At 58.0% G+C, this 13,844-nt stretch carries 12 protein-coding genes; 8 read left to right on the top strand and 4 right to left on the bottom strand.

Translation table 11 applies throughout. The features are described 5' to 3' along the window. Window positions 1-5: 5 nt before the first annotated feature. From deoA to deoD, 3 genes are all read left to right on the top strand, one after another. Entirely contained in the window at window positions 6-1,328 is a 1,323-nt protein-coding gene (gene deoA, locus EM595_RS03205) for a thymidine phosphorylase (RefSeq protein WP_067427803.1), read from the top strand. Between the two features lie 58 nt (window positions 1,329-1,386). Then, a complete protein-coding gene (gene deoB, locus EM595_RS03210; RefSeq protein WP_067427805.1) occupies window positions 1,387-2,610 on the top strand; it encodes a phosphopentomutase in 1,224 nt (407 codons plus the stop codon). 61 nt (window positions 2,611-2,671) lie between these two features. After that, on the top strand, window positions 2,672-3,391 hold the full coding sequence (deoD, locus tag EM595_RS03215) for a purine-nucleoside phosphorylase (protein ID WP_067427806.1): 720 nt from the start codon (window positions 2,672-2,674) through the stop codon (window positions 3,389-3,391). 55 nt (window positions 3,392-3,446) lie between these two features. Here deoD and EM595_RS03220 read toward each other — a convergent pair whose 3' ends face one another. Further along, entirely contained in the window at window positions 3,447-4,106 is a 660-nt protein-coding gene (locus tag EM595_RS03220; protein WP_067427808.1) for a YtjB family periplasmic protein, read from the bottom strand. A 120-nt stretch (window positions 4,107-4,226) separates the two neighbouring features. On the opposite strand from EM595_RS03220, the gene serB reads away from it, so the two are divergent. From serB to nadR, 3 genes are all read left to right on the top strand, one after another. Next, complete coding sequence (gene serB / locus EM595_RS03225; protein ID WP_067427810.1) at window positions 4,227-5,204, top strand: phosphoserine phosphatase; 978 nt, start codon at window positions 4,227-4,229, stop codon at window positions 5,202-5,204. Between the two features lie 13 nt (window positions 5,205-5,217). Then, a complete protein-coding gene (radA, locus tag EM595_RS03230; RefSeq protein ID WP_067427812.1) occupies window positions 5,218-6,600 on the top strand; it encodes a DNA repair protein RadA in 1,383 nt (460 codons plus the stop codon). A gap of 66 nt (window positions 6,601-6,666) precedes the next feature. Beyond that, window positions 6,667-7,893 (top strand): multifunctional transcriptional regulator/nicotinamide-nucleotide adenylyltransferase/ribosylnicotinamide kinase NadR, encoded by a 1,227-nt coding sequence (nadR, locus tag EM595_RS03235; RefSeq protein ID WP_067427813.1) that lies wholly within the window; start codon window positions 6,667-6,669, stop codon window positions 7,891-7,893. 73 nt (window positions 7,894-7,966) lie between these two features. Here the strand turns inward: nadR and EM595_RS03240 are convergent, their stop codons facing one another. Beyond that, complete coding sequence (locus tag EM595_RS03240) at window positions 7,967-8,968, bottom strand: zinc-binding alcohol dehydrogenase family protein (protein WP_067427814.1); 1,002 nt, start codon at window positions 8,966-8,968, stop codon at window positions 7,967-7,969. Window positions 8,969-9,062: 94 nt separating this feature from the next. On the opposite strand from EM595_RS03240, the gene EM595_RS03245 reads away from it, so the two are divergent. Next, window positions 9,063-9,956, top strand: coding sequence for a LysR family transcriptional regulator (locus EM595_RS03245; RefSeq protein WP_067427816.1), 894 nt, complete (start codon window positions 9,063-9,065; stop codon window positions 9,954-9,956). Between the two features lie 41 nt (window positions 9,957-9,997). On the opposite strand, the gene ettA is transcribed toward EM595_RS03245, so the two are convergent. Next, window positions 9,998-11,665, bottom strand: coding sequence for an energy-dependent translational throttle protein EttA (ettA, locus tag EM595_RS03250; protein WP_067427818.1), 1,668 nt, complete (start codon window positions 11,663-11,665; stop codon window positions 9,998-10,000). Window positions 11,666-11,801: 136 nt separating this feature from the next. Beyond that, a complete protein-coding gene (gene deoR, locus EM595_RS03255) occupies window positions 11,802-12,572 on the bottom strand; it encodes a DNA-binding transcriptional repressor DeoR (protein WP_067435114.1) in 771 nt (256 codons plus the stop codon). Window positions 12,573-12,926: 354 nt separating this feature from the next. Here deoR and rbsK point away from each other — a divergent pair, with 354 nt between their 5' ends. Continuing rightward, on the top strand, window positions 12,927-13,844 hold the full coding sequence (gene rbsK, locus EM595_RS03260) for a ribokinase (protein WP_067427820.1): 918 nt from the start codon (window positions 12,927-12,929) through the stop codon (window positions 13,842-13,844).

Consider the following 13,844-nt stretch of genomic DNA (forward strand, 5'->3'; position numbering starts at 1 on the left):
TCGACATGTTTTTGCCACAGGAAATTATTCGCAAAAAGCGTGACGGCAAGGTGCTGAGCGAAGAAGAGATCCGTTTTTTCATTCAGGGCGTCAGCGATAACAGCGTGACGGAAGGGCAGATTGCCGCGCTGGCCATGACCATCTGGTTTAACGATATGGTGCTCTCTGAGCGCGTGGCGCTGACCATGGCGATGCGCGATTCCGGCAGCGTGCTCAACTGGCAGGCGCTGGATCTTGCCGGCCCGGTGGTGGATAAACACTCCACCGGCGGCGTGGGTGACGTGACGTCGCTGATGCTTGGCCCGATGGTCGCGGCCTGTGGCGGCTTCGTGCCGATGATCTCCGGGCGTGGGCTGGGTCACACCGGCGGCACGCTCGATAAGCTTGAGGCGATCCCCGGCTTCGATATCTTCCCCAACGACGAACGCTTCCGGCAGATGATCAAGCAGGTCGGCGTGGCGATTATCGGCCAGACCAACTCGCTGGCGCCAGCGGACAAACGCTTCTATGCCACTCGCGATATTACCGCCACCGTGGATTCTATTCCGCTGATCACCGCCTCGATTCTGGCGAAGAAGCTGGCGGAAGGCCTGGATGCGCTGGTCATGGATGTCAAAGTGGGTTCCGGCGCCTTTATGCCGACCTTTGAAGCCTCAGAGCAGCTGGCGCAGGCGATCGTCGGCGTGGCGAACGGCGCCGGTTGCAAAACCAGTGCGCTGCTGACTGACATGAATCAGGTGCTCGCCTCCAGCGCCGGTAACGCGCTGGAAGTGCGTGAGGCGGTGAATTTCCTCACCGGTGCCTACCGTAATCCGCGTCTGCTGGAAGTGACGCTGGCGCTGTGCAGCGAAATGCTACTGTCGGGCGGTCTGGCCAGCGACGACGCCGATGCGCGTCGTCAGCTGCAGACGGTGCTGGACAACGGCGCGGCGGCGGAGTGCTTTGGCCGCATGGTGGCGGCACAGGGTGGCCCGGCTGATTTCATCAGCAACATGGATCGCTATCTGCCTGCCGCAACCTTAAGCAAGGCGGTCTACGCCGAACGCCCTGGCGTGATCACGGCGATGGATACGCGTGCCATCGGCATGGCCATCGTCACCATGGGTGGCGGCCGTCGTCGCGCCAGCGATACCATCGATTACAGCGTCGGCCTTAGCGAGATGGCCGCGCTGGGTCAGCGAGTGGATCAGCAGACGCCGCTGGCCGTTGTGCATGCCGCTGATGAGGCGAGCTGGCAGCTGGCCGCGCAGGAGATCCGCGCCGCGGTACAAACTTCGGAGCAGGCGGCAGCAACCACACCGATGGTCTATCGCAGAATCACCCAATAGCCGTATACTACTCTGATCGATTTTTTAAATTTGATGCGCTCACGCGCAGGAGTCGTACATGAAACGTGCGTTTATCATGGTGCTGGATTCTTTCGGAATCGGCTCCAGTAAAGATGCCGACAAGTTCGGCGACCATGGGTCAGATACCCTTGGCCACATTGCCGAGGCGTGCTTTAACGGTGAAGCAGACAAAGGCCGTAAAGGCCCGTTGCATCTGCCGAACCTGACCGCCCTGGGTTTGGGTAAAGCCGCAGAAGCCTCAACCGGCCGCTTCCCGCCGGGACTGGATGCCAACGCTGAAATCATCGGTGCCTACGCCTACGCCAGCGAGCTCTCCTCCGGTAAAGATACGCCGTCGGGCCACTGGGAAATTGCTGGCGTGCCGGTGCTGTTTGACTGGGGCTACTTCAGCGACAAAGAGAACAGCTTCCCACAGGAACTGCTCGATTTGCTGGTGGAAAAAGCGGACCTGCCGGGCTATCTCGGCAACTGCCATTCATCCGGCACCGTAATTCTGGATCAGCTGGGCGAAGAGCACATGAAAACCGGCAAGCCGATTTTCTACACCTCTGCCGACTCGGTATTCCAGATCGCCTGCCATGAAGAGACCTTTGGTCTGCAACGGCTGTACGACCTGTGCGAAATCGCCCGTGAAGCGCTGACCGAAGGCGGTTACAACATCGGTCGCGTCATTGCGCGTCCTTTCGTCGGCGACAAAGCCGGGCACTTTGAGCGCACCGGCAACCGCCACGATCTGGCCGTTGAGCCACCGTCGCCAACCATTCTGAAAAAGCTGGTGGATGAGAAGCAGGGCGAAGTGATTTCAGTGGGTAAAATCGCTGACATCTATGCCCACGTCGGCATCACCAAAAAGATCAAAGCCACCGGCCTGGACGCGCTGTTTGACGCCACGGTAGAAGAGATGAAAACCGCGCCGGATAACGCCATCGTGTTCACCAACTTCGTTGATTTTGACTCCACCTGGGGACATCGTCGCGACGTGGCGGGCTACGCTGGCGGACTGGAGCTGTTTGACCGCCGCCTGCCTGAGCTAATGGCGCAGGTAAAAGAGGGCGATATTCTGATCCTCACCGCCGACCACGGCTGCGATCCCACGTGGGAAGGCACCGAACATACGCGCGAGCACATTCCGATCCTGATTTACGGCCCGGACGTGAAGCCTGGCTTCCTCGGCTATCGCGACACCTTTGCCGACATCGGTCAGACGGTGGCAAAATATTTCGGTCTTTCCGATATGGAATATGGCAAAAGCCTGCTCTAATCGCGGCGAATCATTACAGGCCACCGCTGGTGGCCTGACGTAACACTGAAAAGGAAAAATTATGGCAACGCCTCATATTAATGCAGAAATGGGTGACTTCGCGGACGTGGTATTGATGCCCGGTGACCCGCTGCGTGCGAAACATATCGCCGAGACGTTCCTTGAGGACGCGGTAGAGGTCAACAACGTGCGCGGCATGCTTGGCTATACCGGCACCTACAAAGGCCGTCGTATTTCAGTCATGGGCCACGGCATGGGCATTCCTTCCTGCTCAATCTATGCAAAAGAGCTGATCACCGAGTTTGGCGTGAAGAAAATCATTCGCGTCGGTTCCTGCGGCGCGGTGCGTGCCGATGTAAAACTGCGTGATGTGGTCATCGGCATGGGTGCCAGCACCGATTCCAAAGTTAACCGTATGCGTTTTAAAGATCATGACTTCGCGGCGATTGCTGACTTTGACATGGTGCGTAACGCGGTTGATGCGGCGAAAACGTTGGGCGTTGATGCTCGCGTAGGCAACATCTTCTCCGCCGATCTGTTCTATACGCCAGATCCGCAGATGTTCGACGTGATGGAAAAATATGGCATCCTCGGCGTGGAGATGGAAGCCGCGGGTATCTATGGCGTGGCCGCTGAGTTCGGTGCGAAAGCACTGGCGATCTGTACCGTGTCGGATCATATCCGTTCCGGCGAGCAGACCACCGCCGAAGAGCGTCAGACCACCTTCAGCGACATGATCAAAATCGCGCTGGAATCTGTGCTGTTAGGCGATAAAGCCTGATTGCCTGCCGGGCGAGCTCTCGCCCGGCTTTACTCTGTGCTGCTCTGCACTCGCCTTACGACTTCTGCTCCGGCTCTGTCTGCTCGTCGTCACTGTCCTCTTTTACCGGCGTATTGGCGGTTAACAGGAACGGCGACTGCTGCCAGCGTGTGCGCCGATCGCGCAGCAGAGTGCGGGTTAAAATAATGCCAATCGCCAGCGCCAGCAGCATCATCAGCCGTAAGATGTTGGTGGTGTTATCAACCTGTTTGGCTTCGGTCACCAGCACGTGCGTATCCAGCGTAACGCGCAGAAAACCCTGCGGGCCATCGCTGTTCTCCAGCGGTTGCACCAGCTGATGATTGAAATAGCTGCCCGCACGCTGACCGTCGAGCGCCAGGCGATCGCGCACGCGAATGGTTTCGCCGCTGTGCGCCACCAGTGAGCCGTCATCGGCGTAAACCGAGGCGTCAAGAATGCGGCTCTGATCGGTGAGCTGGTTGAGGATCGCTTCAATTTGCGCCCGGTTGTTGTCGCTGTTGTCCATCAGCGGGTTCAGGCTGAAGGCGACCTGGCGAGTCAGCGCGCGCGCCAGCTCTTCTACCTGCTCAGAACGTGCCATTTGATGGCCGAGACTAAACCAGGACGCACCCTGCATCAGCACCACTAACAGCGTCAGGCAGATCAGCACAATCACCGTGCGATGCAGACGGAATTTCAACTTGGTTTTTGCCATCTCGAACCTTATCTCACTCTGGACAGAAGCCGGGTCGTTTTCGACACTTTATGTTGCCAGAAGCGTCGCTGACAGGGTAGCCTCTTGCGTGGTTTTGTTGTCCCGCCTGGAGAAGCTGTAATGCCAAATCGTTTGACCTGGAGCGACCTGCCCGCCGATCTTTCACTCTGGCCAGGTTTACCCCTTTCTCTCAGCGGTGACGAAGTCATGCCGCTGGATTATCGTGCCGGACGTACCGGCTGGCTGCTGTATGGACGCGGGCTGGATAAAGCACGTCTGACGGCGTTTCAGCATCAGCTTGGTGCCGCCATGGTTATCGTCAGCGCCTGGTGCGTCGATGAATATCAGGTGGTGCGTCTGGCGGGATCGCTAACGCCGCGAGCCACTAAGCTGGCTCATGACGCGGGCTTCGATGTCGCGCCGCTGGGGAAAATTCCCTACCTGAAAGCGCCGGGCCTGCTGGTGATGGACATGGATTCCACCGCCATTGAAATTGAGTGCATCGATGAAATTGCCAAACTGGCTGGCAGTGGCGAGCTGGTGGCGGAAGTCACCGAACGCGCCATGCGCGGAGAACTCGATTTCACCGCCAGCCTGCGCCAGCGCGTGGGCACCCTGAAAGATGCCGACGCCAATATCCTGCTGCAGGTGCGCGATCGGCTACCGCTGATGCCGGGCCTGATTACGCTGGTGCAAAAGCTGCAGGCGCTGGGCTGGCAGGTGGCGATCGCCTCCGGCGGCTTCACCTTCTTCGCCGAATATCTGCGCGACAAGCTGCATCTGGCGGCGGTAGTGGCCAATGAGTTGGAGATCCGCGACGGCAAACTCACCGGTGAGGTGATTGGGCCGATTGTCGATGCGCAATATAAAGCCGACACGCTGCACAAGCTGGCGCAGCGGTTTGGCATCGAAGCGGAACAGACCGTGGCGATTGGCGATGGCGCTAACGACCTACTGATGATCAAGGCTTCGGCGCTGGGCATCGCCTATCACGCCAAGCCAAAAGTAAATGAACAAACCAACGTGACCATTCGGCATGCCGATCTGATGGGCGTCTTTTGCATCCTCAGCGGCAGCCTGATTCACGAAGAGCGTTAACTGAGGAGTTACTTTGGCCAAAGCGGCAAAACGTGCCTTTGTTTGTAATGAATGCGGCGCAGATTACCCTCGCTGGCAGGGGCAGTGCAGCGCCTGCCAGGCGTGGAATACGATTACCGAAGTGCGGCTTGCCGCCTCGCCGACGGTGGCGCGCAATGAGCGTCTGTCGGGCTACGCGGGCAGCAGCGGCGTCAGCCGCGTGCAAAAGCTTTCGGACATTAGCCTGGAAGAGCTGCCGCGCTTCTCCACCGGCTTTAAAGAGTTTGACCGCGTGCTTGGCGGCGGCGTGGTGCCCGGCAGCGCCATTCTGATCGGCGGCAGTCCCGGCGCCGGTAAAAGTACGCTGCTGCTACAAACGCTGTGCAAGCTGGCAGAGGGCATGAAAACCCTGTATGTCACCGGCGAAGAGTCGCTGCAGCAGGTCGCTATGCGCGCGCACCGTCTCGGTCTGCCGACTCAGGATCTGAACATGCTGTCGGAAACCAGCATCGAACAGATCTGCCTGATCGCCGAGCAGGAGCAGCCGAAGCTGATGGTGATCGACTCAATCCAGGTGATGCACATGGCGGACATTCAGTCGTCGCCGGGCAGCGTGGCGCAGGTGCGTGAAACCGCTGCCTATCTGACGCGCTTCGCCAAAACCCGCGGCGTGGCGATTGTGATGGTTGGCCACGTCACCAAAGATGGATCGCTGGCCGGGCCGAAAGTGCTTGAGCACTGCATCGATTGTTCGGTGATGCTCGACGGCGATGCCGATTCGCGTTTCCGCACGCTGCGCAGCCATAAAAATCGCTTTGGCGCGGTCAATGAGCTGGGCGTGTTTGCCATGACCGAGCAGGGCATGCGCGAAGTCAGCAACCCGTCGGCGATTTTTCTCTCGCGTGGCGATGAGGTGACGCCGGGCAGTTCGGTGATGGTGGTCTGGGAAGGCACGCGCCCGCTGCTGGTGGAGATTCAGGCGCTGGTCGATCAGTCGATGATGGGCAACCCGCGCCGCGTGGCGGTAGGGCTGGAGCAGAACCGCCTCGCCATTCTGCTGGCGGTGTTGCACCGTCATGGCGGCCTGCAAATGGCCGATCAGGATGTGTTCGTCAACGTGGTTGGCGGGGTGAAGGTCACCGAAACCAGTGCCGATCTGGCGCTGCTGCTGGCGATGGTCTCCAGCCTGCGCGACCGTCCGCTGCCGCCTGACCTGGTGATTTTTGGCGAAGTCGGCCTGGCTGGCGAAATTCGTCCGGTGCCCAGCGGTCAGGAGCGCATCTCCGAAGCGGCCAAGCACGGCTTTAAGCGCGCCATCGTTCCGGCGGCCAACGTACCGAAACGGATGCCGGAAAACATGCAGGTGTTTGGCGTTAAAAAGCTGGCCGATGCGCTGGCGATTCTGGACGAACTCTGATGCACAGCGGCCCTGCGGGGCCGCTTTTCGCTCAGCCCGGCATACCCTTTACGCAGGAGGCAGATCATGTCGTCATTTGAGTATCTTAAAACGGCTATCCGCCAGCAGGGACATACGCTGCAACAGGTTGCAGACGCCAGCGGCATGACCAAAGGCTATCTCAGCCAGCTGTTAAACGCCAAAATCAAAAGCCCCAGCGCCCAGAAGCTGGAGGCACTGCACCGCTTTTTAGGCCTGGAGTTTCCGCGTCGTGAGAAAACCATTGGCGTGGTATTCGGCAAGTTTTATCCGCTGCACACCGGGCACATTTATCTGATCCAGCGTGCCTGTAGCCAGGTGGATGAGCTGCATATCGTGATGGGCTATGACGACTCGCGCGATCGCCAGCTGTTTGAAAACAGTGCCATGTCGCAACAGCCGACGGTCAGCGATCGCCTTCGCTGGCTGCTGCAGACCTTTAAATATCAGAAAAATATTCATATTCACGCCTTTAACGAAGAGGGCATGGAGCCTTATCCGCACGGCTGGGATGTCTGGAGCGCCGGTATTCAGACCTATATGTCCAATGAGGGCATTTTGCCGGACTGTGTCTACACCAGCGAAGAGCAGGATGGCGCGCAGTATCAGGCGCATCTGGGGATCGAGGCGCGGGTGATCGATCCAAAACGATCCTTTATGAACATCAGCGGCGCGCAGATCCGCCAGAATCCGTTTCACTACTGGGAATACATTCCTACCGAAGTGAAGCCGTTCTTTGTCCGTACGGTGGCGATTTTAGGCGGCGAATCGAGCGGCAAATCGACGCTGGTTAACAAGCTGGCCAATATCTTCAACACCACCAGCGCCTGGGAATATGGTCGCGATTACGTTTTCTCACACCTTGGCGGTGACGAAATGGCACTGCAATATTCCGACTACGACAAAATCGCCCTGGGCCAGGCGCAATATATCGACTTTGCGGTGAAGTACGCTAACAAGGTGGCGTTTATCGACACCGATTTTGTTACCACGCAGGCGTTTTGCAAAAAGTATGAAGGGCGCGAACATCCGTTTGTGCAGGCGCTGATCGATGAATATCGTTTCGATCTGGTGATCCTGCTGGAGAACAATGTGCCCTGGGTGGCCGACGGGCTGCGCAGTCTTGGCAGCTCGGTGGATCGTCGTGAGTTTCAGACGCTGCTGGTATCGATGCTCGAGGCGAACCAGGTCGATTATGTGCACGTGGAAGAAGATGATTATGACAGCCGGTTTTTACGCTGCGTCGAATTGGTGCGCGCGCTGGTAAAAGCCTGATCGAAAACGGGCCAGCGAGCATCACGCCCGCTGGCCCGTCACCTGCGCTGGCTGGCCGGTCGGCCAGAGGCTATCAGTAAGCGATAACCACTTTGCCACGCATGTGGCCTTCCAGCACTTTGCCGTGTGCCTGCGTCAGCGTATCAACGCTCAGGCCGTGCAGCGTCTCGCTCAGCGTGCCCTGCAGTTTACCTTCATCCAGCAGTGTCGCCACCGCATCCAGAATCTCACCCTGCTGCGCCATATCTGGCGTCTTGAACATGCTGCGCGTATACATCAGTTCAAAGTGCAGCGCGGCGCTTTTTAGCTTCAGCTGATCCATCGACAGCGGATGCTCATTTTCCACGATGGTGCAGATATGGCCCTGCGGCGCAATCAGCTGTGCCATGGTGTTCCAGTGGCCATCGGTATCATTCAGGCAGAAAATATAATCGACCTGCTTCAGGCCATGCTTCTCCAGCTCGCCCGGCATATCTTTGTAGTCAATCACCAGATCGGCGCCGCGTTCCTGACACCATTTCACCGAATCCGGGCGCGATGCGGTGGCAATCACTTTGACCTTGCTGCGCAGCTTAGCCAGCGGAATCGCCAGTGAACCCACGCCGCCCGCGCCGCCAACGATCAGCAGCGTTTTGTCGGCGCCCGCCTGATCGAGATGGAGACGCTCAAACAGGCCTTCCCACGCGGTCAGTGCGGTTAGCGGAATCGCCGCCGCCGCTGCCCACTCAAGCGAGGTCGGCTTGTGGCCGGTAATACGCGCATCCACCAGCTGATGCGTGCTGTTGCTGCCCGGACGGGTCAGATCGCCAGCGTAATAGACTTCGTCGCCCGCTTTGAAATTTGTGACGCTGCTGCCCACTTCCCGCACCACGCCGCTGGCGTCCCAGCCGAGGATGCGCGGCTGCTGCAGGCCATTTTTTTGCGCGCCTTTGTGCACCTTGGTATCGACCGGATTGACCGATACCGCCTTCACTTCCACCAGCAGATCGTATTCGCCCGGCGTCGGCTTCTCTGGCTGAATCTCAATAAACTGCGCGGGGTTCTCAGGGTTGATAGCAATGGCTCGAATATTCACGATGTTCTCCTTGGTTGATGCCTTAAGTGTAGTGGCATCCGCCAGCGATGATAATATGGACAATAACTCACACAGCGTTCGTCTCAGGTGAACAATCATGTTTAAGCAACTGCAGGATATGGCGCTGTTTGCGCTGGTGGCGGGCTGCGGCAGTTTCACCGCAGCGGCCCAGCGCGCCGGGCTGCCAAAATCGAGCGTCAGTCAGCGCATCAGCCAGCTGGAACAGCAGCTGGGTCTGCGGCTGCTCAATCGCACCACGCGCAAGCTGAGCCTGACCTTTGCCGGTGAACGTTACCTGATCCATTGTCAGGAACTATTGCAGGCCAGTGAGCGTGCTGAACAGGCGATCGCACGGCTGCGGGAGAACCCTAGCGGGCGGCTGCGCATTACCAGCCCGGCGGGCATTGGCGCTACGCTGTTGGCGAAATGCAATATTGAGTTTCAGCGGCGCTATCCCGAGGTGACGCTGGAAGTGCTGATCTCCGATGAGCGGCGCGATCTGGTGGAGGAGGGGGTAGATATCGCGCTGCGCACCGGGAAGCCGGAAGATTCGACACTGATTGGTCGACGCATCGGCTACTGTCAGCGCGATTTGGTGGCGTCGCCTGCTTATCTGGCGCGCTTCCCGGCGATTCATCATCCGCATCAGCTGCCGGAGCACCAGTCGATTGCCCATCGTGCCTGGGCTGAATGGCTGCTGAGCAAGGGTGAAGAGAGCTATCGCTGGCTGCTGCCGCCAACGCACCTGACCGACAATCTGATTTATGCCCGTCAGTGCGCCATTGAAGGCGGTGGCATTACGCTGCTGCCGCGTTTTCTCAGCGATGAGATATCGCAGGCGCAGCTGGTGAAAGTGCTGCCGGAATGGGAAGTCACGGGCAATGAGCTTTGGCTGGTCTATCCGGACAGAAAACTGAATTCGCCGGCGGTGGCGCGCTACATCGATTTTGTCTTGCAGAGTGAGGTGCTGCGGGCGTTCTATCGTTGATCGGCAATAAAAAGGGAGCCGCTGTGGCTCCCTTATGATGATTACTTGATCATCTTCTTGTACTTCATACGTTTTGGCTCCAGTGCGGCAGCGCCCAGCGTACGTTTTTTGTAATCTTCGTATTCGGTAAAGTTACCTTCGAAGAATTCGATCTTGCCTTCATCCTGGTAATCGAGGATGTGCGTGGCGATGCGGTCGAGGAACCAACGGTCATGCGAGATCACCATGGCACAGCCAGGGAATTCCAGCAGGGCGTTTTCCAGCGCGCGCAGGGTTTCAATGTCGAGGTCGTTGGTTGGCTCATCGAGCAGCAGCATGTTGCCGCCAACCTGCAGCAGCTTCGCCAGATGCAGACGACCACGCTCACCACCAGACAGCTCACCGACAAACTTGCCCTGATCGGTGCCTTTGAAGTTGAAGCGGCCAACATAGGCGCGGCTTGGCATTTCGGTGCTGCCAATGCGCATAATGTCCTGACCCCCTGAGACTTCTTCCCAAACGGTTTTGCTGCCATCCATCGAGTCACGGAACTGATCCACAGAGGCCAGCTTCACCGTTTCGCCGAGTTCAATGCTGCCCTGATCCGCCTGTTCCTGACCGGAAAGCATGCGGAACAGCGTCGATTTACCGGCGCCGTTCGGTCCGATAATGCCGACAATCGCGCCTTTCGGTACGGAGAAGGTCAGATCGTCGATCAGCACGCGATCGCCGTAAGATTTACGCAGGTTGTTCACTTCCACCACTTTGTCGCCCAGACGCGGGCCCGGTGGAATAAACAGTTCGCTGGTTTCATTACGCTTCTGGTATTCCGCGTTGTTCAGCTCTTCAAAGCGTGCCAGACGGGCTTTGCCCTTGGACTGACGGCCTTTCGCGCCCTGACGAACCCATTCCAGCTCTTTCTCAATCGACTTACGACGCGCCGCTTCAGATGAAGCTTCCTGCGCCAGACGCTGATCTTTCTGCTCCAGCCAGGAAGAGTAGTTACCTTCCCACGGAATACCTTCGCCGCGGTCAAGCTCCAGAATCCAGCCCGCTACGTTATCAAGGAAGTAACGGTCGTGGGTAATCGCCACCACGGTGCCTTCGAAGTCGTGCAGGAAGCGTTCCAGCCAGGCAACGGATTCGGCATCAAGGTGGTTGGTTGGTTCGTCGAGCAGCAGCATGTCTGGCTTTTCCAGCAGCAGACGGCAGATAGCCACACGACGACGCTCACCACCCGACAGGTTGGCGATCTTCGCATCCCAGTCCGGCAGGCGCAGCGCATCGGCGGCGCGTTCCAGCTGGCTGTTGATGTTGTGGCCATCGTGCGCCTGAATAATCTCCTCCAGACGGCCCTGTTCAGCGGCCAGCTTGTCGAAGTCAGCGTCCGGCTCAGCGTAAAGCGTATAAACCTCGTCGAGGCGCTTCAGCGCGCCAACCACTTCGGATACCGCTTCTTCAATGGACTCACGCACGGTGTGTTCAAGGTTTAGCTGCGGCTCCTGCGGCAGATAGCCAATTTTGATGCCGGGCTGCGGACGCGCTTCACCTTCGATATCTTTATCGATACCGGCCATGATGCGTAACAGCGTTGATTTACCTGCGCCGTTCAGACCCAGTACGCCGATTTTGGCGCCAGGGAAGAAGCTGAGCGAGATGTTCTTCAGGATATGTCGCTTCGGCGGAACCACTTTGCCGACGCGATGCATGCTATAGACGAATTGAGCCACGTTGTATTGAGCCTCTTGGGATCGGTTTTCGGTAACGTTCGATCCCGAAGTTTAGCCTTTTTTAACCGCTATTCACAGCCGATGCGCGCGGATTCTTCCGCAACCGCAGAGGGCAGAGCGAAAACGCCGACGGCGCTCACGCTCCGGGCAGATGCAGTGCCAGCTGCTGCTGCGCCATGCTGGCGGCCAGCGCCTCATCCGGCGCGCTGTCGCTGACCAGCATATCAAAGCGGCGCAGCTCGCCGATGCGTGCTGGCAGCACCTTGCCATATTTACTGCTGTCGGCAATCAGGATTCGCTGACGGGCGCGGCGCATGGCGTGATGTTTCATTGCCAGCTCATTAATGTTGTAGCAGGTAGCGCCCTGATCTTTATCAATGCCCGCTGCCGAGATAAAAGCCAGCGTCGGGCAGAGATCGTCAAGAATCGAGTGTGCGCCGATTGGCGTAAACAGCGCATTATCGGCGTGAAATTCACCGCCGCTGAGGATCACATTACAGGCCGGTTTCTCCTTCAGCGCCAGAAAGGTATTCATCGCGCAGCAGACCGCGGTAAAGCTCAGCGAGTCGGGCAGGGCGTCAATGATGTAAGGCACGGTGGTGCCGCAATCAAAAAACACCGTATCGTTTTCCGCGATCAGTCCGGCGGCGACCTGCGCCAGCCGCTGCTTGCGCGCGGCATTCTGTCCGTGCTGATCGGATATGAAATAGTGGCCGACGTGATGTTTGGGATCGCTAACGATATAGCCACCCAGCAACACTACCGTGGAGGCGCATTCGCTGAGGTCCCGGCGGATGGTCATTTCAGAGACGCCCAGCAACTGCGCCGCATCTTTCAGATGCAGTTTATCGGTGTGCTTAAGCGCCTGAGTAAGCTTATGAATACGTTCGTCGCGCCGGGTTTCCATAGTGTTTCTCTGAGTGATGACATCGCGGTGGCCGTAGCCGGTAATCAGCACAAATGTGCTTAATTTTAAGGGCTTGTATGCCTTCAGGCAGCCGGGCTTTTAATCTTACCCGCAAAGCGATCGCCCGGCAAACCACACGCAATCGCTTACGTTGCGCTGACGAAATGAGCCGCCAGATTTTTCCGCCTGCAACAGGTTTGTGAAAATAGTAACACGCTGCGTTGCGCTTTATCGCCGGTAATTTGATTTATACCGCGTTTCAGGGATGTGGTTATTGTCACAAAATTAACGTTAATGAATTGTTATTGTGATTTTAATAACAATTAATGCGTTAATTTTAACCGGGAGAACAACATGGATATTGCGGTCATTGGTTCCAATATGGTGGACCTGATTACTTATACCAACCGCCTGCCAGAGGCGGGGGAAACGCTGGAAGCGCCTGATTTCGCCCTTGGCTGCGGCGGGAAAGGGGCTAATCAGGCGGTGGCGGCGGCAAAGCTCGGCGCCAGCGTGATGATGGTTGGCAAAGTCGGGGACGACCTGTTTGCCCCTGGCACCCTCGCCAATTTACAGCAGCAGGGCGTCGATACGCGCTATGTGACCTCCGCGCCCGGCACCTCCAGCGGCGTGGCGCCTATCTTTGTGGACGATCAGTCGCAAAACCGCATCCTGATTATCAAAGGTGCCAATCAACGGCTGAAGCCGGCTGATATCGACGCCGCGGCTGACGCGTTGCGGGCCTGTCAGTTGATCATCCTGCAGCTGGAAGTGCCGCTGGAAACCGTCTATTACGCCATCGACTTTGCGCGCGAGGCGGGCATAAAAGTGATCCTTAATCCCGCGCCCGCCGTGAACGATCTGGATATGGCCTACGCCTGTAAATGCGACTTCTTTATGCCCAATGAAACCGAGCTGGCGATCCTCACCGGCATGCCGGTAGCCAGTGATGAGCAGGTGCGGCTGGCGGGACAATCGCTGCTGCAACAGGGGCTGAAAAACCTGGTGATCACCCTCGGCCAGCGCGGCGCACTGTGGTTACAGGGTGACGAGAGCCATCACGTCCCCTCGCTGACGGTCAACGCCGTTGATACCAGCGGCGCAGGCGACGCCTTTATCGGCTGTTTTGCCCAACGGCTGGTGGCAACCGGCGACGTAGCTGCCGCCATGCAGAGCGCCGTAGCCTATGCCGCCTGTAGCGTCACCGGCCGCGGTACCCAATCGTCCTATCCCGATGCCGACACCTTCCAGCGTTTTCTCAACGTTCATTGA

The organism is Duffyella gerundensis (assembly GCF_001517405.1).
Lineage (GTDB): Bacteria > Pseudomonadota > Gammaproteobacteria > Enterobacterales > Enterobacteriaceae > Duffyella > Duffyella gerundensis.